General features: G+C 31.6%; 18 protein-coding genes and 1 tRNA gene. 4 read left to right on the top strand and 15 right to left on the bottom strand.

What is annotated here, in order from left to right; translation table 11 throughout:
- Positions 1–11 precede the first annotated feature (11 nt).
- The 10 genes from benC to ACUSJC_RS15515 all read right to left on the bottom strand — a co-directional run bounded on the left by benC (position 12) and on the right by ACUSJC_RS15515 (position 13153).
- Positions 12–1028 (bottom strand): benzoate 1,2-dioxygenase electron transfer component BenC, encoded by a 1017-nt coding sequence (gene benC / locus ACUSJC_RS15560; protein WP_449270487.1) that lies wholly within the window; start codon positions 1026–1028, stop codon positions 12–14.
- Between the two features lie 4 nt (positions 1029–1032).
- Positions 1033–1518 (bottom strand): benzoate 1,2-dioxygenase small subunit, encoded by a 486-nt coding sequence (benB, locus tag ACUSJC_RS15555; RefSeq protein ID WP_449270486.1) that lies wholly within the window; start codon positions 1516–1518, stop codon positions 1033–1035.
- Between the two features lie 16 nt (positions 1519–1534).
- Entirely contained in the window at positions 1535–2875 is a 1341-nt protein-coding gene (locus ACUSJC_RS15550; protein ID WP_449270485.1) for a Rieske 2Fe-2S domain-containing protein, read from the bottom strand.
- A gap of 132 nt (positions 2876–3007) precedes the next feature.
- On the bottom strand, positions 3008–3931 hold the full coding sequence (locus tag ACUSJC_RS15545) for a dioxygenase family protein (protein ID WP_449270484.1): 924 nt from the start codon (positions 3929–3931) through the stop codon (positions 3008–3010).
- Positions 3932–4301: 370 nt separating this feature from the next.
- Positions 4302–5189, bottom strand: coding sequence for an AraC family transcriptional regulator (locus tag ACUSJC_RS15540; protein WP_449270483.1), 888 nt, complete (start codon positions 5187–5189; stop codon positions 4302–4304).
- A gap of 172 nt (positions 5190–5361) precedes the next feature.
- A complete protein-coding gene (locus ACUSJC_RS15535) occupies positions 5362–6207 on the bottom strand; it encodes a class I SAM-dependent methyltransferase (protein WP_449270482.1) in 846 nt (281 codons plus the stop codon).
- Between the two features lie 138 nt (positions 6208–6345).
- The gene (gene mnmG, locus ACUSJC_RS15530; RefSeq protein ID WP_449270501.1) at positions 6346–8223 is read right to left on the bottom strand and encodes a tRNA uridine-5-carboxymethylaminomethyl(34) synthesis enzyme MnmG; all 1878 of its coding nucleotides are present in this window, start codon (positions 8221–8223) and stop codon (positions 6346–6348) included.
- A gap of 147 nt (positions 8224–8370) precedes the next feature.
- Positions 8371–8790 carry an rRNA maturation RNase YbeY gene (ybeY, locus tag ACUSJC_RS15525; protein WP_449270481.1) on the bottom strand — a complete coding sequence of 140 codons (420 nt, stop codon included), beginning with the start codon at positions 8788–8790 and terminating at the stop codon, positions 8371–8373.
- On the bottom strand, positions 8783–12106 hold the full coding sequence (locus ACUSJC_RS15520; protein ID WP_449270480.1) for a hypothetical protein: 3324 nt from the start codon (positions 12104–12106) through the stop codon (positions 8783–8785). Before ACUSJC_RS15520 ends, ybeY begins: the two co-directional genes overlap by 8 nt.
- 183 nt (positions 12107–12289) lie before the next feature.
- Positions 12290–13153, bottom strand: coding sequence for an Abi family protein (locus tag ACUSJC_RS15515; RefSeq protein WP_449270479.1), 864 nt, complete (start codon positions 13151–13153; stop codon positions 12290–12292).
- Positions 13154–13239: 86 nt separating this feature from the next.
- On the opposite strand from ACUSJC_RS15515, the gene gltX reads away from it, so the two are divergent.
- Positions 13240–14745: a glutamate--tRNA ligase gene (gltX, locus tag ACUSJC_RS15510; protein WP_449270478.1), complete on the top strand. Its 1506-nt coding sequence runs from the start codon at positions 13240–13242 to the stop codon at positions 14743–14745.
- Positions 14746–14784: 39 nt separating this feature from the next.
- Here the strand turns inward: gltX and ACUSJC_RS15505 are convergent, their stop codons facing one another.
- Complete coding sequence (locus ACUSJC_RS15505; RefSeq protein ID WP_449270477.1) at positions 14785–15681, bottom strand: hypothetical protein; 897 nt, start codon at positions 15679–15681, stop codon at positions 14785–14787.
- Positions 15682–15762: 81 nt separating this feature from the next.
- On the bottom strand, positions 15763–16410 hold the full coding sequence (locus tag ACUSJC_RS15500) for an outer membrane beta-barrel protein (protein WP_449270476.1): 648 nt from the start codon (positions 16408–16410) through the stop codon (positions 15763–15765).
- A 99-nt stretch (positions 16411–16509) separates the two neighbouring features.
- On the opposite strand from ACUSJC_RS15500, the gene ACUSJC_RS15495 reads away from it, so the two are divergent.
- Positions 16510–17439, top strand: coding sequence for an SPFH domain-containing protein (locus ACUSJC_RS15495; RefSeq protein ID WP_449270475.1), 930 nt, complete (start codon positions 16510–16512; stop codon positions 17437–17439).
- Between the two features lie 545 nt (positions 17440–17984).
- Here ACUSJC_RS15495 and ACUSJC_RS15490 read toward each other — a convergent pair.
- On the bottom strand, positions 17985–18761 hold the full coding sequence (locus ACUSJC_RS15490; RefSeq protein WP_449270474.1) for a hypothetical protein: 777 nt from the start codon (positions 18759–18761) through the stop codon (positions 17985–17987).
- A gap of 265 nt (positions 18762–19026) precedes the next feature.
- Positions 19027–20709: a glutamine--tRNA ligase/YqeY domain fusion protein gene (locus ACUSJC_RS15485; protein ID WP_449270473.1), complete on the bottom strand. Its 1683-nt coding sequence runs from the start codon at positions 20707–20709 to the stop codon at positions 19027–19029.
- 105 nt (positions 20710–20814) lie between these two features.
- Between ACUSJC_RS15485 and folB the strand changes: the two genes are divergently transcribed.
- Positions 20815–21174 (top strand): dihydroneopterin aldolase, encoded by a 360-nt coding sequence (folB, locus tag ACUSJC_RS15480; RefSeq protein WP_449270472.1) that lies wholly within the window; start codon positions 20815–20817, stop codon positions 21172–21174.
- A 122-nt stretch (positions 21175–21296) separates the two neighbouring features.
- On the opposite strand, the gene ACUSJC_RS15475 is transcribed toward folB, so the two are convergent.
- Positions 21297–23213 carry an LTA synthase family protein gene (locus ACUSJC_RS15475; protein ID WP_449270471.1) on the bottom strand — a complete coding sequence of 639 codons (1917 nt, stop codon included), beginning with the start codon at positions 23211–23213 and terminating at the stop codon, positions 21297–21299.
- A gap of 131 nt (positions 23214–23344) precedes the next feature.
- On the opposite strand from ACUSJC_RS15475, the gene ACUSJC_RS15470 reads away from it, so the two are divergent.
- Positions 23345–23415: transfer RNA gene (locus tag ACUSJC_RS15470), tRNA-Cys, on the top strand.
- Positions 23416–23448 lie beyond the last annotated feature (33 nt).

Here is a 23448-nt window from a genome sequence, read left to right as displayed (position 1 = left end):
TTTGTTTAGTTTTAAGTTGTGAACGTTTGGCCTGTCGGTAAAAATTTTTCTAAATAGAAATTACTGTAGTGAATTGCTTCAGTTGCTAGAGATTCTTTAACGGCTTCCACCATTGGATTAGGTCCGCAGATATAAATATCATAATCGTTTTCAGTTAAGTTTTCTTTAGTAATCCATTGGGTCACAAATCCTTTTGAAAAACGAGATGATTCTTGAGCAGAAACACAGCATTCGAAGTTAAAGTTCAGCTTCGATTTAAATTCTTCTAATCGATTTAATTCCACTAAATTTTCTTCTGTTGTAGCTCCGTAGTATAATGTAATTGGATTGGTATTTCCTTCAGTTGCTAAGCTTTCTAGCATAGCCAAAAACGGTGCAATTCCTGTTCCTCCGGCAAAAAATAAAGTTGGTTTTTCAATTTGTCGCAAATAAAAACTTCCTAAAGGTCCGGTTACATTCAATGATTCGCCAACTTTAGCTTCATCTTTTAAATATTCGCTCATTAAACCATTAGGGACAATTCGAATTAAAATTTCTAATTCATTTTGAGCGCCTTTATTGGCAAAAGAGTAAGAACGCGTTTGCCCACTTCCCGGAACTTCGATATTTACATATTGTCCTGCCAAAAATTCTAAAGTTGCATTATCTGGTAATTGCACTTTTAACTGAACGATTTCGGGAGATAAATAGTTAACGGCTGAAATTGTAGTAGCAAAAGTTTGAGTTTCTACTTTACAAGCTGTTGAGCTGGCAAAAATTTCAATAATCATATCCGATTCCGGAGTCATTTGGCAAGCCAAACCAAAACCTTGAGCTGCTTCTTCATCAGTTAAGGCTTCATCTATGTAATCACCTCCGTCATAACTTCCTGATTTTACTTTGCACTTGCATGTTCCACAGGCTCCGTCTGCACAATCTAACGGAATATTAATTCTATTACGATAGGCTGCATCAGATACTTTTTCATTCGGTAAACCTTCGATTATTTTGGTTACACCATCTTCAAAATTTAAAGCAATTCTTGACATAATTTTAAATATGATAAACGTCTAAAACCTGACGTATGTAATCGTTTTTGACTACAACTTTTTTGTTAGTAATTAAATAGGATTCTTCTGTTTTTTGTAGTGTATAATTACTTGTTCCAAAATAAATATCTGTTGTTTTGTATCGGAACGAGTAGGTGTGCCAGTTAAAACGAACTTTTACTTCGCTGTCATTTTCTTCTAAGATTTCGACATTTGTAATATTGTGAGAAGTTCTAGGTTCCGGCATTGAGGCAGAAGAGCGCTCTGTTTTGATTCGGAAAACACGATCTTCCAATCCACCGCGATTAGGATAATAAATCAATGAAATTTCAGATTGAAAATCGGTAGTGGTTTCGTCTTCATCTGTCCAAGCCGGCATCCAGTAAACAGCATCTTCATGGTAACATCCTAACCAATTTTCCCATTCTCTATCATCTAAAAAACGAGCTTCTTTGTATAAAAAAGCAGTTATTTTTTCAAAATTTGTCATTTTAAATTCTAATTAATTAAACTAATTCTTCTTTAGAAATCTCTTTGATCAAAGCTTCTTTCCAGTATTCATGTTGGGATACAAATAAACCTTCATCTTCTGATTTAATTCCGCTTATTACCGGATTAATTCCCATTTTTTCAGCGTGATCATCTGGTCCGTAAACCCAATGTGTTGCACCGCGACTCATATCGTTATAAGGTAACGTTGTAGATTCGTAAGCAATTTGGCATGAACGGAATTCCTCTAAATCATCGGGAGTTCCCATACCGGTTACGTTGAAGAAATCTTCGTATTGACGGATTCGGGTTGAACGTTCTTCTTTACTTTCGCCTTTTACTCCGAAACAATAAATAGTAATTTCAGTTTCATTCACTGAAATTGGACGAACTACACGAATTTGAGTAGAAAACTGATCCATGATGAACACATTAGGATAAACACCTAAATTGCGTGTCATTGTTAACATAAATCCTGCTTTTTCTTCACCGAATTCTGCTATCAAACGATCTTTTTGTTTGTAGATGGGACTTACTTCCGGATTTAATTTGGTTGTCCAAAGCAATATATGACCGTTTTTAAAGCCATATCCGCCCGCTCTAGGTGATTTACTCCATCCGTTGGCATCAACTGCCTTTGTGCCTTCTTTATCGTAGTTACGGCGCGCCATAGTGGCTACATAATTCCAATGTACTGAAGAAACGTGGTAACCATCAGCCCCATTTTCCATTTGCAACTTCCAGTTTCCGTTGTAAATGTATTGTGATGAACCGTTTAAGACTTCTAATCCTTCCGGAGATTGATCCACAATGTGATCGATAATTAAAGTAGCATCATTAAGATATTCTTTTAAAGAAACTACATCAGGATTTAAGGAACCAAAAATGAAACCTCTATATGATTCTAAACGAGCCACTTTCTTCAAATCATGAGAGCCTTCGCAGTTAAATTGTTCCGGATAACCCGCTTCTTTTGAATCTTTTACTTTTAGAAGCTTTCCTGAATTGTTAAATGTCCAACCGTGAAATGGGCAAGTAAAAGAGGATTTGTTTCCTTTTCTGTAGCGGCAAAGTTGTGCTCCTTTGTGCGAACAAGAATTGATAAGACCGTGTAATTGACCTTCTTTATCACGAGTAATAACTACAGATTGGCGACCAATATAGGTTGTGTAATAGTCATTTGCATTGGCTACTTGTGATTCGTGTGCTAAATACACCCAATTATTCTCGTAGATGTATTTCATTTCAAGTTCAAATAATTCAGGATCTGTAAAAGCTTTTCGATTGTGCTGATACTTTCCGTTTTCTTTATCGTGAATCAATAAAGAATCGATATAATTTACTGTGTTTTGTTCCATAATTACTTCGTTTTAGGCAATAGAAATCCTCCTCTGAAATCAGAGTTTTTTAAAAGATTTAAAATAATTTGGTGATTACTTGTTAAGAAGAGAAAAAAACCGTGCTATAGAAAACACGGTTTTCCTATAGTTTTATGCTGTAACAATAGCTGCTCTGGTTCTGTGATTTTCACCAGGAGCTATTTTTGAAGAGTCGTGTACCATGTTGAAATCGAAATCGATAGAAGCAAAAGCTTCGTCTTTTCCTAAAGCTTTAGCTTGTTCAGTTGTATAGTGCGTTACTGGTGGAACTAATTCAGCTCTATCAGCAAAAGCAAAGTCTTGACCTAATAACGGATCTCCGTCAATATTGATTTGAGTCGTTAATTTTCTATAATTAGGAGCTGTAACAAAGAAGTGAATATGCGCCGGACGAGAACCGTGACGACCTAACCATTTCATTAAATTATCGGTACAACCATTTGGAGGACAGCTATATCCAACAGGTAAGAATGATTTAAACTGATATCTTCCGTCTTTTCCTGTACGGATCGCTCTACGCAGGTTAAATTCAGACTGTGTGGTATCAAAATAAGAATATAATCCGTTTAAGTTACAATGCCAAACCTCTACTAAGGCACCTTCAATTGGATTTCCTTCTTCGTCAACTACAGTTCCTTGCATGTATAATGTTTCGTCTCCTTGATTAGGCTCATTTTCCAATTCTGCATAACTTAAAGTTTCAGGAGAACCTGCAACATATAAAGGACCTTCAATTGTACGGGGTGTTTTTAAATGAACACCAGCTTGCTCATCTTCCCAATCCATTCTTACATCAATAAAATGCTCAATTCCTAAACCTGCAAATACAAGTCCCCATTCGTTGTTTTTACCTGTTTGAGAAAGCCAATCACACGCATGCCACATTTCTTCTGAAGTGATGTTTAAATCATCCATAGCATAAAATAAATCTCTTAATAAACGAGATACAATTTCTTTTACACGTGGGTTACCTTCTCCATTTTTTTCTTGAGATTGAATTCGGTTCAATACTTCATCAATTAACTCTCTAGTCATAATTTCTGATTTTTTAATTATTAGTAAGTTTTTATATAATAAAAGAGCGAATTATTAATTTGACAATAATCAATAAATCTTAATATGTATTGTTTATTTTTTTATACATATTTTTTTGTTATATGCAAATTTTATATTTATTTGGAGCAAAAAATTATGTTTTTAAATAAAAAATAGGACAAATCAATTTTTTTTACACTATAAACAAAAAAAATAACATTTTTTACGTTTTCAAACGTTATAGTAATGTAAAAAAAAGGACTTTTAAATAGAACGGAAACAAATAAACCTTCTCATTAGGGAAGTTAAGAAACTGATGTATAAAGTATTAAAAGAAAGAAAATACTTAGTAAATATTTATGAGAAGAAATTATTTAGCTCCTATTGAAGCTCGGTATTCTTTTGGAGTCATACCTGTTTTCTTTTTGAATAAACGAGTCAAATAACCCGGATCATTTAATTCGATTTTATAGGCAACATCAGAAATAGACAATTCGAAATCAGCAAGCATTTTTTTGACTTCGTCTATATAGTATTCAATAATAATATCTTTAGGTGATTGCCCGGAAACTTCTCTACAAATTTTGTTTAAATAACCTGCAGAAATGTCTAAAAGAAATGCATACTCTTCTACACCAAACTTAAATGAATTTTTTTCTCTAATTAATTGTAAGAATCTCCTGTAAAATAAAGTAAATTTATTGTCTTGAATTTGAATAGATAATTTAGATGTAGTTGGGATTCTATACAAACGCAACAATAACATCCCTACCAAATACTGCAAGGCATGTTGTTTTGCAGGCAAATCACTGTGATATTCATAAATACACTTATGTAGCGTATTATAAGCATCACTAATTAGTTTATCTTCAGGATCATGTTTAAAAATATGTACTTCATCCATTCTAATGATAATATCTGCATCCAATTTGAGCATGTTTTCCATACTCTTATCATGCAGAGAAATTACCCAGCCTTTCACATCAGGATGCATTTTAAAACCGTGAACAATATTTTTTGGAATCGTCAAAAAAGAAATTCCCTCTATTAATTCTGACTCATCATTAATGAGTAATTCTGCATAACCTTCTTCAATTACAAAAATTTGGAACAAATTACTATGCACATGAGGTTTTATATACCACTCGTGTCTTTTACCTGTAGCTTCAAAAGAACCAATATGAATGGTCTCACGAACCATGTTGATGGAATCGTCACCATAAATACCTTTAAAAAAAAGTTTGTCTTCTGAATTCATCTCAATTTCTCCTTCAAACAAAAATAAGAATAAACTATTAAACTTTCAAAAAAATAGTTTTTGATTATAAAAACAGGATTAAATAAATTAATTCTGTTTGATTTTCATATTTTTTGAATGGTTTTATATGCTTTTACAACCAAAATACTTTTAAAACGCTTTAAAATTAGTTTTACTTGTTTTTTAGGACGTAAATATGTGATGAAAATTCTTTTTTGAAGATTCCGTACACATTTGAAGCAAAACCAATACAAAATGCTTTAATCGGATTCATTTTACCGTTTTTATATTTTTCGGATAATAAACTCACATAAAAACTATCAAACCACATCGGTTTAATTTTTAACAGTTCGATATTTTTTTCTGAAAATATTTTTTTGATCGCTGTAGCAGAAAAATGCCAAAAGTGACGAGGTACATCATAAGCGGCCCAAAATTCTTTATAATATTTTGCATCATACGATTTGTAATTAGGAACCGCAATAATAATAGTTCCGCCCGATTTACAAATTCGTTTCAATTGGTTTAATTGGTAATCCAAATCGGGAACATGCTCTAAAACATGCCACATGGTAATCACATCATAACTTTGATCAGGAATGGCTTCCAAATTTTCAGCAAACGAAATTCCTTTCCCAACTGCAATTGTTTTTGCTTTAGCATTAGGCTCTAAACCTAAAACATGCCAACCACTTTTTTGAGCAGCTACTAAAAAATCTCCCGTTCCGGCACCAATATCCAACAAAGATCCTTTTTTAGCAAATTTTGAAATTAATTCGACTTTACTTTGAATAGCATACACTTTCACACTTTGATAAATTTTTTCGAAAAGTGTTCGTGCACCATCTGTATGTGAAATATAATCTTCACTTTCATAATATGAAGGCAATTGTTCAAGCGATGGAGTAGGAGTGGTTTTTAAAATTCCGTATTCCTTATTTTCTAACAAAGAAAAAGATTCTCCGGAAACCGAAAAATCTTTAACGTTAACATAAATATTATTTTCTTTAAAAGTCATTTTTTGTATTTCTTAATGTGACTTCTCGTCTCTCGACTCCGCTCGAGATAACAAATCGAAGTGATAAAATTAAACTCTAAAAATAAAATGTTTCACGTGAAACATTTTATTTCTCTTTCTTCTTTTCTCTTGAAAAAATTATCTTCCCATATAAATCAACAACACAGAAATATCACTTGGCGATACACCGCTAATACGAGACGCTTGTGCAATTGTTTTAGGGCGAATTTTATTTAGTTTTTGTTTGGCTTCAATTGAAATGGATTTAATTTTATCAAAATCGAAATTATCCGGAATTTTAACATCTTCTAAACGATGTAATTTATCTGCGTGACTTTTTTCTTTTTCAATATATCCCGAATATTTCACTTGAATTTCTGCTTGCTCCACAATTTCGTCATCCAATTGATGTTCGTTGATATATTCGCTTACTTTTTCAAATTTTTTAAAATCTTCTAAATCCAATTGTGGCCGCGAAAACACTTTAAACATTTTATCGGGTTGTGCCATTGGCGAAGAACCTTTGGATTCTAAAATCGGATTTGCTTCTTCTGGCTTTACACTGGTTTCTTTAAAGAATTGTAAAAACGCTTCGGACTTCACCATTTTTTCTTCCATGCGTTCCATGCGTTCTTGTTTTGCTAAGCCAATTGCATATCCTTTTGGTGTCAAACGCAAATCAGCATTATCTTGACGCAACAAAGTTCTATATTCAGCACGAGACGTAAACATTCGATATGGTTCTTCAGTTCCTTTCGTAATTAAATCATCAATAAGAACTCCAATATAGGCTTCGTCACGTTTTAAAATTAATGGCTCTTGTTCTTTCACTTTTAATGCTGCATTTATACCAGCCATTAAACCTTGAGAAGCGGCTTCTTCATAACCCGTTGTTCCATTAATTTGCCCCGCGAAATATAAACCTTCTACTAATTTTGTTTCCAACGTATGCTTCAATTGCGTAGGAGGGAAGTAGTCATATTCGATAGCATACCCCGGACGAAAGAATTTTACATTCTCAAAACCCGCTACAGAACGCAATGCTTTAAACTGAACATCTTCCGGCAATGAAGTAGAAAAACCATTCACATACACTTCAACAGTATTCCAACCTTCCGGTTCCACAAAAAGTTGGTGACGATCTTTATCAGCAAAACGATTGATTTTATCTTCAATCGAAGGACAATAACGCGGACCAATACTTTTAATGCGTCCGTTAAACATTGGACTACGATCAAAACCTTCGCGCAATAAATCGTGCACTTGATTTGAAGTATAGGTCATCCAACACGAACGTTGTTCTTTTAAAGGTTGCGTTTGATTAGAATATGAAAATTTTTGTGGATTTACATCACCTGGTTGTTCAATCATTTTAGAATAATCTAAAGAGCGACCATCTACACGTGGAGGCGTTCCTGTTTTCATTCGTCCAGCTTCAAAACCTAAATTCACCAAATCTTCCGTAATTCCATAAGAAGCACTTTCTCCTGCACGTCCACCACCAAATTGTTTTTCACCAATATGAATTAAACCGTTCAAAAACGTTCCGTTAGTTAAGACAACTGTCTTACCTTTTATCTCAATTCCTAAAGCTGTTTTCACACCTACAAGCTTTCCGTTTTCCGTTAAAATTCCGGAAACCATTTCTTGATAGAAATCCAAATTTGGAGTTTGTTCTAACATCATTCGCCATTCTTCTGCAAAACGCATCCTATCGCTTTGACATCTTGGCGACCACATAGCAGGACCTTTGGATACGTTCAACATTTTGAATTGGATTGCCGTTTTATCGGAAACAATTCCAGAGTAACCACCCAAGGCATCAATTTCACGAACGATTTGCCCTTTTGCAATTCCACCCATTGCAGGGTTGCAAGACATTTGAGCAATGTTTTGCAAACTCATGGTAACTAATAAAGTTTTACAACCCATATTAGCAGCAGCAGCAGCAGCTTCAGATCCGGCATGACCAGCTCCCACAACTATAACATCATATTGATCTTGAAATAGACTCACTTTAATATGAATTTTAATTATTTTTTTAAGCTGTTCCACGTGGAACAGCTTAAACTTACTTTTTTTCACAAACGTTCCAAGTGGAACGTTTATTTTATTTAATCTTCTTTTTTGTTCCACGTGGAACAAAAAGAATAAGGAAGTGGTTTAATGTTTCACGTGGAACATTTGTATTTTTTCCTCTTCCTTTGTGCGCATCAACTGTTCGTCGGCTTCTGATTTATCTTTATAACCACAGTAATGCAATACCCCATGCGACATCACTCTTTTTAATTCTTCTTCAAACGAAACTTGAAAATCATTAGCATTATCTTGCACACGTTCGACAGAAAGGAAAATATCGCCACTAATTATATCACCTTCTGTATAATCAAAACTAATAATATCAGTAAGTGTATCGTGGTCTAAATACTGTACATTGATCTGATGTAAATATTCATCATCACAAAATATATAGTTGATTTCGCCTAAAATTTTACCTTCAGATTTAACGATAGACTCAATCCAATCAGAATATACATCTTCGTTTTCTAAAGCAAAATCAATTTCGTAATTAAAACTAATCATGTTGGTTGAAATAATTTTGAACCTTTTTATTGTAATTTGGCTGCAAAGGTAGTGTTTGTCTGTTTAAAATTTCAATACTATTCAAATAATCTTTCACCTCTTTAGGAAGCGGTTTTGATGTTCCGTTATATTCCTCTTTATTGGTATTCGATTTTCTTTTATTGTCTTCACCTTGTTGTTGAATAGCTTTTTCTAACTTCAATAATTCGTGATTTAAATTCAATATCTTTTGAAGCGTTTCGTTTTTAAAACCTTTATTCAATAATTGCTTTTCAATATCTTTCATCTTATCTAAAGCCGATTGACCAATACCTGAATTACCTTCTTTTTGCAAAGCTTGCTGTAAAGCATCACGCAATTGTTGTTGCTGTTTTAAAATCTCTAAAATCTCCCCGGCTTCACCTTCATTTGTTCCATTTTTTCCTTCTTGTTGTCCGCTTTCACCTTGTCCTTGCCCACCTTCTTTACCACTTTTCTCTCCTTTTTCTTTTCCCTTTTCCTTTCCTTTGCCCATACCATCTTGCATTTGTCCGCTCAACTCTTGTTGCTTTTTAATAATATCAGGTAACTGCATACCACCACCTGAACCTTTTCCGGGTTGTGGTTTTCCCTGTCCTTGACCCGACATTTGCATTTGCATCATCATATTACTTTGAATATTGCTAAGCATATCAGCAAGAGTATTAACAGCGGTTAAAGTGTACTGCTGATGTCCTTTTCCTTTGTAAAAATTATTATCAGCCAAACTGGAAAGCGAATGATCCAAATTATAATGAACGTTTCCAACTTCATTTAAAACCACTTCTGAAATCATAGGATTTCTTTTGGCTATAGCAAAAATACTATCGTCAACGTGTTTAAACTGTATCTTCAAATTCTGTTGCTCTTTTAGTATTTTATTAAACTGTAGGGTAGAGGATTTTGCATTATCGGTAACCTTTAGCAAGTCTTCTTGATTGAAAGAAAATGCTAAAAGATTATCTAATATCTGGCGTAAAGCTTTTACATCTTCTTCCATTTGCATCATATCTCCAGCATTCATTGATGCACTCATTTGTCCTCCCATTTCTTTCATTTTTTGACCTGCAGCTTTCTGACTTGGCTTCGCTTTTTGTTGATTATTTTTCTCTAAAGCATCGGAAGCTTTATTCAAATCGTTTTGGATATCCTTTTCTTCGCTATCCGTATTTGGAATATCTAAAGGAGATTGCAATTCATTATTGTCTTTTTCTAATTGATCTAATTCCTTCTTAATTTGATCGAACTCCTTATTGATTTTATCTTGTTCCGCTTTGGTGTTTTTATCTTCATTTTGTTTTGATAAGTCCTCTTGCTTTTCACCTAATTGTTCTAATTTATCAGCAACTTGTTTTGCCTTTTCTTCTGTATAATACCGTTTTGTTAGTTCTACTAATTGCTCTAAACTCATTTGCTGATTCTTCGTATTTTGCTTCAATTGATCCGCTTTATTGAACAATTCTTCCTTCTGTAACTTTTCAGTTAGCTTTTCCAATTCTTCCAAAAGCTTCTCGTTTTTCTCAGATTGCTTTTGAAACTCATCTAAACGACGTTCTAATTCTTTGTTTTCTGGCGTATCTTCTTTTTTGAAATCTTTGATATTTTCTTCTAACTTTTTGGAAAACTCTTTCATCATCTCTTCTTGTCGTTGCTGTTTAGAAATGAAGTCTTTTATTTTCTTTTGATCCGAAAAATTCAAAGAAGATTTCTCTTTATTTAAACGTTCCAAATCATCCATCTTTTGCAATTGCTTTTCCTGTTCTTGCAGCGATTTTTCTAAAGCATTGATATTTTCTTGTTGGTTTTGCAATAAGACATCGTCTTTTTCATTGGCAGTTAGTTCATAATGTTTAAAAACGTTAGATTTTGTGCTTTTATTACCATTAACTATATCATTATCAAATACTTCAAAATAATATTCATACGAAATTCCAGGTTGCAACTGTAAACCAGCCGGAAATGTGTAAACAAAACGATCATACAGTCCTTTGTTTAAAGGTAGAGCTGCTTTTCGAACATTATCTTTATGGTCTTTATCATAGAAAACAACTTGTAATTTTGATAATCCATAATCATCGGAAACTTGCCCAACGATCATTTTAGCATTGGTCTTTAAACTATCCGGAACAAAATTAGCGTTGATTGTAGGAAACTGATCTTTGACTACATCAATAGCATATCCCAGTTTTTCATATCCTTTCAGTTCTTTATTAGAAGTAATAATTTGATATTCGAACGGATTTCGGATTACTTTAGTAAATGAAAATATAGCATCATTGAATTGGAATGGAGTAGTAGTATCATCAACCGTAAAATCAATAGCAGTAGTCGCTTTTGCATCAATTTTCCAATTAATTCTAGTTCCTTCCGGCACTATAATATTTCCAGTTCCCGTAACCGTTTCATTCTTTCTATTCAAATAACTTGGGAATCTTAGTTCCATAGCAAAGTTTGAAATAGAAGGTACATTCATTACTTCCAAAAGATAATCTTGAGAAACCACTTCATTAGAACTCAACTGGAAATTTACATCTTGCAAAACATTCGTCAAGTTATATACAAATTTTCCAGGAGCAATATTCTCCATAAAATAGGTTTCGTTACCAATTTTTATCTTCACATTTTCCGGAATAATCTTTCCGTTAGTATTCACTTGTAACAAAAAATTATCGTGTTGTTTTACCTTTAACTCTTTATTTAAAATCGTAAAATGAAATGGAGCAGGAGGAGCATAAGCTGTTTCATAATGAACCACACGATTTAAACTTTCACCGATTACCGAAGAATTACCAGTTGCAAAAAACAATAACAAAACAATAATTGGAATTAATGCATAAGGCAAATACTTTTTATTTTTAGAAAAATCAATAGCATTAGAAAATGGAATCGGTTGCAATGCATTTGCTTTTTGATCGATAGAAGCTAAAACAAGTTCCGATGGATTCGCATCATTTGAAAGTTGTAGAAAATTCAATAGCTTATCGTTTACTTCTGAAAAGTGATTTCCAATGATTTTAGAAGCTTCGGTATAATCAATTCCGCTTTGCAATTTGAACAACTTGAACAGTGGTAACACAATGAATTTGGACAACAAAAAAACTTCAACTAGAATAAAAAGCCAAAATAAAACCGTACGTCCGCCAGTGGAAAGCCATAAAAAATGTTCCACAAGTAACGTAAATAAAAAGTATAAAAGTCCTAAAGTCATAAAAAGTAAAGCCCCTTTTATGATTTCATTCGTGTAATACTTCTTAATAAAAGACTCTAATTTGTTGTAAATGATTGATTTTGTTTCCAAGGTTCTTTTGCATTTGCATTTAACCTATAAAAGTACAATTTTAAAATAAAGAAAAATGTTAATTTATTTTGAATAAAAAAGCCCAGTTTAATTAAACTGGGCAAACATATTTTTTTATAGTGCAGCAATAAAGCAATTAAATCCTTAAAGGGGCACTTAGAGACCACAAAGATACAAAAAAAATTATATTTTAAAATCAGTTTTTTCCTGAATTATAGATTTAACCTTTCCATTAACAAAATATTTATCGAGTATACTATCTAATTGTAGCTCAAAATCATTTTTTCTATTCTCAGATATTGAATTTAGTAAAAAAGAAATTACTTTACAAGCAGCATCTAAAGTATGTGTATTTCGTGTAGAATAAGTAATTTGATATATTTTTGAAAAACCTTTACCTAAATTTAAATCATATAAAACACCGCCATGCGCGCAAATATTTCTTAAAAATATTATATTTTTCATAAAATTAGAAAACTTATAAACATCATATATATTATAACATTTAGAAATTCTCTCTTTAATCTCATTATCATTAATACTATCGAATATTTTAAAAACAGTACCAAATGTAAAATATTCTATCGTCTTCCATGCAGGTGCATATTTATCATTAATATACTTTTTATGGTGATTCTTAATTACATTTATTTTCTTAAAATCATCATTATAATGTTCATCAAAATTATTTATAAAATCTGAACTAATAACTTTAGGATCAACAAACCAAGTAGGAGAGTTTTTATATTTATTAGAAATATAATATACTATTTTCGTCCTAAAGTTAATTTCAATTCTTGTAAGATATTGTGTAAGCAAAAATCTAAGTTCTGAATCAAAATAATATAAATCTGAAACATCCTTAAATGTAATGTTTTCAACAAATTGTTCTTCTTTAGCATTATAAAAATGATGCCAATAAAAACCTAACCTATAATAACCAATATCTAACAAAATTTCCTTTGCTTTATCTACGTTATCAATAATTAGACCTCTCTTTTGTAAAAGAACTATTTGTTCACTAGTATTTGTTGCAATATTTCCCATTAAAAATATAAAAATCAAAAATATAAAATTAAATCTTAAAATCTTAAAAATGTATCTTTGTCAAAAAAAGAATCAAATACTAAACTATGTCAAAACCAGTTAGAGTTCGTTTTGCTCCAAGTCCTACGGGTCCTTTACACATTGGAGGAGTTCGTACAGCTTTATTTAATTATTTATTTGCCAAAAAAAATGGCGGAACGTTTTACTTGAGAATTGAAGATACCGATCAAACCCGATTTGTTCCCGGTGCTGAAGCTTATATTTTTGAAGCTTTAGAATGGTTAGGAATTGCTCCTGATGAAACTGTTGGAAAAAATGAAAAATTTGGTCCGTACCGACAAAGCGAGCGCAAAGCCATGTACAAAGAATATGCAGAACAATTAATTGCAAATGGTTGGGCATATTATGCATTTGATTCGGCAGAAAAGTTAGATGAATTAAGAAAACAAGCCGAAGCTGAAGGCAAAACTTTTATCTACAATCATACGGTTAGGGAACAATTGGATAATTCTTTGGCTTTATCTAAAGAGGAAGTTGACCAACGAATTGCTAAAGGCGATGCTTTTGTCGTTCGTTTTAAAACACCAACTAATGAAATTTTAGAATTGAATGACATCATTCGTGGAACAGTAAAGTTTGATACCAATTTGTTAGATGATAAAGTATTGTACAAAAGCGATGGTATGCCAACGTATCACTTGGCTAATATCGTAGATGATCATTTAATGGAAACCTCACACGTAATTCGTGGAGAAGAATGGTTGCCAAGTTTACCTTTACACCATTTATTATACAAAGCTTTCCAGTGGAAAGCACCAGAATTTGCCCATTTGCCCTTGATTTTAAAACCTATTGGAAACGGAAAACTATCGAAAAGAGATGGTGATAAAATGGGATTCCCAGTATTTCCTTTAGAATGGAAAACAGAAGAATCAATCTCAATGGGTTACCGCGAACAAGGCTATTTTCCGGAAGCTGTGGTTAACTTCTTAGCTTTATTAGGTTGGAATGACGGAACTGAAAAAGAATTGTTCAATTTAGACGAATTGATAGCTTCTTTTGATTTAGCTAGAGTAAATAAATCAGGTGCTAAGTTTGATCCGGAAAAAAATAAATGGTTTAATCATCAATATTTGATTACCAAATCGGATGAAGAATTAGCTGTTCTTTTTGCTACAATTGTTAAAGAAAAGGGAATTGCTACAACTTTAGACTATTTAACCAAAGTGATTGCTCAAGTAAAAGACAGAGCTAATTTTGTGACGGATTTATGGAATTTATCGGATTATTTCTTCGTTGCACCAACATCGTATGATGAAAAAGCAACAAAAAAATGGAATGAAGAAACCAAAGAATTGCTTCAAAAGGTAATAGAACAATTGAATTCTTATGCTGATTTTACTTCATTAACGATAGAAAACAGCTTAAAAGAATGGATGGCAGCAAATGAAATTGGAATGGGAAAAGTAATGCAACCGCTTCGTTTAAGCTTGGTAGGCGAGTTAAAAGGTCCGCATTTGTTTGATATCATTGAAATGATTGGTAAAGAAGAAACTATCAAACGTATTGAAAAAGCAATAGCTACAGTATAAAAACCAAAAACCCTCAACAATGTTGAGGGTTTTATATTTCTATTCAATAGCACTATGAAGAGTTTTAATATATTGATCAAGATCAATTTTAAATCCTTCTTTAGATGGAAAAAAATGTACACCATAACCCATTACCGGTACATATAAATATTCATATAAACGAGAGAGATCTTCAGTTTTATAAATACATTTGTCATGATTAAAAAGAAATGCAATACCCTTTTCATTATTTAAAATAGCTTCATCAATTCTGCTTTTATCTACAATTTCAATTTTATATTTATAATTTGAATTAAAATAATCAGTAGTATTTTCATCTGCTAAATCTTTATCAACCAATAATGTTAAATCTTTAAGTTCCATAGCATTTGGATTCAATTTCTTTGGAGATTTATTCATCGCATTCTCAACAAAGGCTTTTTTATATTCTTTATAAGATTCAAAATTATTTTCTAAAGCAAACTGCATTTTTAATTTGAAAAGACTCAAGGTAAATTTAATATCTGCTTCAGTAATTAGATAAAATTTTTGTTTTTCTTTAAAATCAAAATCTTCAACTAGAAAATAAGCATTATAATCAATTTTATAACCACAAAGGCCATAATACAAAAGCATTTCACCTGGTTTAATGCTTTTATTATTATAAGTACCAATAAAGTTATATTTTTCCTTATATTTTTTACTTGTTACAAAATTGATAAATTCCTTACCAACCAAATATTTCTTAATTCTTTCTTTACCAAAAAACTCTTCAGCATATTTTTTAATATTTGGATTATAAATAGCTGAATTCTCATCATTTTCATCTAATAATCTTACTACAATAGGCTTAGTAGTAGCCAAAGCTAATTTTTCTGAATCTAAAAAAGAATCGAAATTCTGACCAAATGAAGTAGTCAGAGATAAAAAAAATAAACTCACCAAAATATTTCTCATAAAATAAAGATTATTTATAAAAAATAAAGCCCAAATATAAACTATTTGAGCTTTAACTATTTAAATAAAAAATTAAATATCTTACAAATAAAAAGTAATCATTCCACTGATCAATCCTATATTTCCTTTAAATTTTTCATTTCCGTTTAAAGCCACCAATTCAGCATTTTTATTCAAGTTATTCATAATGTTGTTCAAACCATATTGATAACTAAAATGCAAACGAACTTGTTTGAATCCAGCAGTAACTCCAGCATAAATGTTTCCGTTAATCTTAGTAATATCTACAATATCATTAGCCGTTAATAAAGGACTATCTTTTAAGAACTTATTTTCGTCTAAATCATCAATTTTAAGCTTTCCATTTACTTGTAAAACAGGACCAATTTCCAAAGTTAAATGGTTTTCAACAACCATATAACTAGCAACTAAATATATTTGTACAGCACTTAACTTGAATTTAATATCTTCATTTGCTACTGATTGCATTGAAAAATTACTATCCGTAAAATGCATACCAAATACTGCCTGCCAATTGTTATAATAATTTCCTCTCAATGAAAAACCACCAATCCAACCTGCTTCCGGACTGGCATTAAACTGATTGGAAAACAAACTCAATTGAGTAACTCCTCCTGAAATCCCAATTCTATTGTTATCTCTGTAACCGTATTGAGCAAAAGAACTTACAGAAACTAATAAAAATATAAAAGCAACAATTTTTTTCATAAATAGATCATTTTGAACCAAAAGTAGGGTTTAAAATCTAAAACTGTAACTTTTTTATAGAAAAAGCGTATAATAGATATAACCAATCAAAAAAATATTATGATTTATCCTTTTATTGTTATTATTGTCTTTCTTGTTTTTGCATCTTTCTTTACAGTAAAACAACAAACTTCAGTAATTATTGAGCGCTTTGGAAAGTTTCATTCCATTCGTAATTCCGGATTACACATGAAAATTCCGGTTATTGACAGAGTTGCCGGAAAAGTAAACCTGAGAATTCAACAGTTAGATGTAATCATCGAAACTAAAACCAAAGACAACGTATTCGTAAAACTAAAAGTTTCCGTTCAGTTTAAAGTTTTACAAGAAAGAGTATACGAAGCCTTTTATAAATTAGAATATCCGCATGACCAAATTACTTCGTATGTATTTGACGTAGTGCGTGCTGAGGTTCCAAAATTAAAATTAGATGACGTTTTTGAACGTAAAGATGATATCGCTATTGCTGTAAAACGCGAATTAAATGAAGCTATGTCAACCTATGGTTACGACATTATCAATACATTAATTACCGATATCGATCCGGATATTCAAGTTAAAAATGCGATGAACCGTATCAATGCTGCTGATCGTGAAAAAACAGCTGCCGAATATGAAGCAGAAGCACAACGTATTAGAATTGTGGCTAAAGCTAAAGCAGAAGCAGAAAGTAAACGTCTTCAAGGTCAAGGTATTGCAGACCAACGTAGAGAAATTGCTCGTGGTTTGGTAGAATCGGTAGATGTGTTAAATGGAGTAGGGATCAACTCTCAAGAAGCTTCTGCGTTGATTGTAGTTACCCAACATTATGATACGCTACAAGCTATCGGAAGCGATAACAACAGTAACTTGATCTTGTTACCTAACTCTCCACAAGCCGGAAGTGATATGTTAAACAACATGGTGGCTAGTTTTACAGCAAGTAACCAAGTGGGCGAAGCTATGAAAAAAGCACCAAAAAAGAAAAATGACGACGACACCGAAGCGTAAGATGCTGAAATAAATTACTCTGTCAATTCGCTAACGCTTGTGTCAGCATGACAAAGAAAAATCAGAAATCCATCAGTTGAAAAATTGGTGGATTTTTTTTGGAACAAAACGTGAAGCATTTTTTAAACGCAAGTTCCTGCTGTTCACTAAATTTTTGTTTTTTGTATTTTATAAATTGTCTCTCCAAATTATCATCTCAAGCAAAATTATGAGACAAGAAGCTCAGTGTGACAAAAAAACAAAAGATACCGCTTCCATCAGGGTTAAAAAGTAAACTTTAGGGCATTTTTTAGTCTAAAATTAAAATAAAGCGATTTAATCAATTTTTATTTTATTAGATATAAATCATATTACCCAATTTTAAAACGGTCTTAAAATTAAAATATGGAAGCTACTTTTAAAAGTTAATATTTATTAAAAGTAAAATAATAATAAATTTTAATTATTATATAAAAAATCAATAATTAACAATAATACAATTAATACTTTCTATATTATAAAATTAAAGCCCATAAGGAAATCTTATAGGCTTTAATTTATAATTATCATTCTACTGATTCAACTAAAAAATCAAAATATTTTTTCATTACTCCCAAATCTCGGAAAAAATTAGGAGGGGAATAATCAGCAAATAATTCTTTAAAATTTTCTGCTTTATAAATTTTAGCATCTCGAAAAATAAAAGCTACTCCCTTTTCATTCTTTAAAATAGCTTGCTCTACTCTGTCTCTGTCAACAATCTCAATTTTATAATGATATACTTCTTTTAATTTAGTAATAAATTTTTTTAAATCATAATCACCATAATAGTGTCCAAAATTCCAATCTTTATCGACAACTAATAGCGTTAAATTTTTCAATTCTTCAGCATTGGGATTTAATTCTTTAGCAGACTTTTTTACAAAAGGTCCTTTTTTAGTAGTTCTAATTTTTTCAATATTTACATCTATTTCATTTTTAAAATTTAATATCATAAATTTAATATCCCCTTCTGATAAATGATAAGGTGTTTTTTTATCAACCAAATAAAATGCTGTAGACATCACTGGAATTTTATAATAACTTGGTCCACAAACACCTAATCTAAAACTTAAGTATGGATCATCAACTGAATTACCAACTACAAGCGTACTTATATAATTGTATTTTTTATGATTTTTGTTGTTCTTTATAAATTTATCAAATTCTTTCTTTTCAAGATATTTATAAATTCTATTTCCAAAAATACTATCAGCATACTTTTTAATATTCTCATTAAAAGAAAGTGATGCACTGGAAGTATCTGATAAAATTTTTACAACAATAGGATTATCATTAGCCAATTGCCATTTTTTCACATCCCACTGCGAGAAAGAAAATAGTGTAAACAACAATGTTGAAATAAAAAAAAGTTTTTTCATAAAGAATAATATATTTTAAAAATTATAAAGAAATATGCAACAAAAATAGGGTTCAAATAAATTTTTGATAGATAATCATAATACTTAAGAAATAAAAAATCGCATAATTTAGTTTCTTATAGAATGAAAAATTATGCGATCATATTTTTAAAATCCAGAAAACTTAAACTGTGAACTAATAATTAGTTTATTGTTCACTCACTTTTGCCCAAGTATCTCGTAAACCAACGGTTTTGTTAAAAACTAATTTTTCAGCCGTTGAATCGCGATCCACACAAAAATAACCTAAACGTTGAAATTGGAAATGATCCAAATCTTGAGCTGTAGTTAAACTTGGTTCCACATAACCTGTAATCACTTTTAACGATTCCGGGTTGATGTATTCTTTAAAGTCAACTTCCTTATTTCCATCCGGATTTTCATGGGTAAACAAACGGTCATACACACGAATTTCAGCTTCTTTTGCATGCGGAATAGAAACCCAATGAATGGTTCCTTTTACTTTTCTTTTACTTGCTTCGGTTCCACTTCCTGAACGAGAATCTTCGTCATACGTACAATGAATTTCGGTAATATTTCCGTTTTCGTCTTTTATAACTAATTCTGCTTTAATAATATAGGCATTTTTTAAACGAACTTCTCCATCTAATTTCAAACGGAAAAAACGTTTATCTGCTTCTTCTTTAAAATCCTCTCTTTCAATATACAATTCTTTAGAAAAAGGAACTTTTCTATACGTCATTACTTCTTCTTCAGGATTGTTTTCTGCTTCTAACCATTCTTCTTTTCCTTCCGGATAATTCGTAATCACTAACTTTACCGGATCAAGAACAGCCATAACGCGAGGCGTAATTTTATTCAAATCTTCGCGAACGCAAAACTCTAATAATGAAACATCTATCAAGTTTGTACGTTTAGCAATACCAATAGTTTTAGCAAAATTACGGATAGAAGCCGGTGTATAACCTCTTCTTCTCATACCGGAAATAGTACTCATACGAGGATCATCCCAACCGGTTACATGACCTTCAGTTACCAATTGTAATAATTTACGTTTAGAAACTACTGTATGAGATAAGTTTCTACGAGCAAATTCACGTTGTTTTGGTCTAACTTTTGACTCATCGTAAATGTTAGTTAAAAACCAGTCATACAACTCTCTATGAGGTAAAAACTCAAGTGTACATAAAGAATGTGATACTTGTTCTAAGTAATCACTTTCACCATGAGCCCAGTCATACATTGGATAAATACACCATTTATCAGCAGTTCTATGGTGATGTGCGTGCATAATACGATACATAATAGGATCTCGCATTAACATATTAGGCGAAGCCATATCTATTTTAGCACGTAAAACGTAACTTCCGTTAGGAAATTCACCGTTTTTCATGCGTTCAAATAAGTCTAAATTTTCTTCAACTGAGCGGTTTCTGTTAGGACTATCAGTTCCAGGTTGAGTAGGCGTACCTTTTTGTTTTGCCATTTCTTCTGAAGACTGATTGTCAACATACGCTTTGCCTTTTTTAATTAATTCAACTGCCCAATCATATAATTGTTGAAAATAATCCGAAGCATAACATTCTTTATCCCATTGGTAACCAAGCCATTCCACATCACGTTTAATAGCATCTACATATTCTTGCTCTTCTTTTGAAGGATTAGTATCGTCAAAACGTAAATTAACCGGTGCATTATAATCAATTCCTAAACCAAAATTTAAACAAATGGCACTTGCATGACCTACGTGTAAATATCCGTTAGGTTCCGGTGGAAAACGAAAGCGTAATTTATCATTTGACAAACCATTTTTTAAATCTTCTTCAATGATTTGTTCAATAAAATTCAGTGATTTTTCTTCAGTAGACATTGTCTTTTTTTTACTTTTGACAAAGATAAAAAAAGTTTATGGTTTAAAGTTTATGGTTCAATAAAAACTGTAAACTGTAAACTGTAAACTGTAAACTGTAAAAAAATGGGAACGATTCGATTGAATAATATACGCGTTTTTGCCTATCACGGATGCTTAATTGAAGAAGGAAAAATAGGAAGTGATTATCGTGTAGATTTAGAAATTAAAACTGATTTACGCAAATCAGCAGAAACGGATGATTTACAAGATACTGTTGATTATGTACATCTTAACAATATAGTTGCCGAAGAAATGGCAGAAAGAGCTAAACTATTAGAACATGTTGCTCATCGAATTATTGTGAGAACCTTTAGAGAATTACCTCAAGTTTCACGTATTAAAGTCGGGGTTTCAAAACTCAATCCTCCTATAGGTGGTGATGTAGAAAGTGTTACTATTGAAATGGAAGAGTTCAGAAATTAAAAAAGGCTGTCTCAAGAAAATTTTATGTCAATCTGAAACGAGTTCAGATTCTAGAAAATAATCTTAGATTTTGAAATAAATTCAACATGACAAATACTCTACCTTGAGACAGGTTTTTATTATTACTTACTTCTATATTTTCTTTCTTTATACAAATTACTCGAAGCAACAATATGAGCCAAACCATCTGCTGCTAATTCCTTATTTAATGGCATTGGTACCATCGTTGTATCATTCTCTAATTTGAATTGTAAAGGTTCCGCATTAGGATTAAAAACTACAATTTCGTTGCCCACTCTAAACGAATACGTTTCATGAAACAGCATAATAGTTCTGCCTTCTTTGGTTTGTTTTTTCATTAGATTTCGTCCTACCATAGGCGAATTAGTTGTAATTCCGGATAATTGCAACAACGTAGGCGCAATATCCATTTGGCTTGCTAAATCATCATAAATAGCGGGTTCAACATTAGGTGCAATAATTAAAGCCGGAATATGAAATTTATTAACCGGAACCAAATTTTTTCCATACGTTCGGGTATTATGATCGGCAATAACAATGAAAATGGTATTCTTAAAATAGGCTTCTTTTTTAGCCAATTCAAAGAATTTACCAATAGCAAAATCAGCATATTTCATGGCATTGTGAACTGTATTTTTGGGTTGTTCATACAGATCAATTCTACCATCAGGAAACTCAAAAGGTTCATGATTAGAAGTTGAAAACATCAAAGAAAAGAACGGTTTATTTCCTTGTGATTTAAAGTAATTATTTGCTTTAGTTACCAAATCTTCATCACTATACCCCCAAGTTCCTTTCAAAGCATATTGCTGACCATCACCATCAAAATCAGTTTCATCAATAATATTTTTAAAGCCATTTCCGTTAAAAAACGAAGCCATATTATCAAAATTAGCCATACCGCCATAAATAAAACTGGTATCATAACCTTGACTTCCAAAAGCATCTGCTAGTGTAAAAAAACCTTGTTGAGCACCACTTAATTTAACCACACTTTCAGATGGATTGGGTATAAATCCGGAAGTTACTTGTTCAATTCCTCTAACACTACGTGTTCCGGTACAATACAAATTCGTAAATAATAAGCCTTCTTTTGATAATTCGTCTAACTTTGGCGTTAAAGGCAACCCCCCTAAACAACCTACATATTCGGCACCTAAACTCTCTTGTAAAAAGATCACAACATTGTATTTCAGTTGAATAGAATCGGGTTTCACTTGATGTAAAAAAGGAACTTCAGAAGGAATAAAATCAGTTACATCCATGTATTTTTTTACTCGGTTATAGGCTTCTTGTTCATCCATTTTACCATATTTTTTGGTATTTCCTTCATTCTTTAACGAATAAGCAGCAAAAGCAACGGTATAAGTCGAATTTAAAGCTAAAGAATTCGTCATTTGATCCGAAGAAAAAATAGCATTACTGGCGTTTATAGGACGTTTTGAAGTTAAACTGGAACGAGCTCCCCAGAATAATAAAAAACCTATTGGAACAAACAAAATCAATTTATACAGATACGAAAAACCAGCTACCGGATAAAAATACTTTTTCCCTTTTTTAAATACATAAAACAAAGTGATACCCAGTACTACAAAAGTTCCGATTAATGAACCTAAATAGCTTTTGATTAAGGTTCCGACAACTTCTTTAGGATAAATTAAATAATCTAAAAACAAACGATTGGGACGTGTATCGTACTGGTGCACAAAATCGGGTGTTGCTAATTCCATCAATAGCATGATGAAAAGAAAGAATGTAAAATAAACAGTAAAGAAATTCTTTATTTTTTGTAACCAATTATCCGGTAAAAAAGTAATTAAAACAAAAGGTAAATAGGATAAATAACTCAATAGAATAATATCAAATCGTAAACCGATTAAAAACAATTGAATGTAATTTTCGGTTTCCATAACTCTGTCTTTAAAAATAAAAAAGAGAATTATTCTACTTAAAGAATTGATTATTAAACCAATTAAAAAGAAATGTAATAAAGGTTTTAAATGTTGTGTTTTTTTCATGAATAAAATGGGTTCAAAAATTATTCAAAAGTAATCTAAAAAAAAGGCTTTAAAACATTGTTAAAATTAAAATTTACTAAAATTTTCTTGTGTTACATTAAAATATGTGTAAATTTGCGTTCCAATTAAAGGGCGTCGTGGCCGAGCGGCTAGGCACCGGTCTGCAAAACCGTCTACCCCGGTTCGAATCCGGGCGATGCCTCTGAAAAGAAAGAGTTACTTTTTTTAAGTAGCT

It is taken from the genome of Flavobacterium sp. U410 (assembly GCF_053570605.1).
The sequence above is the reverse complement of the archived record's forward strand: the minus strand, read 5'-3'. Positions and strand labels throughout refer to the sequence as shown.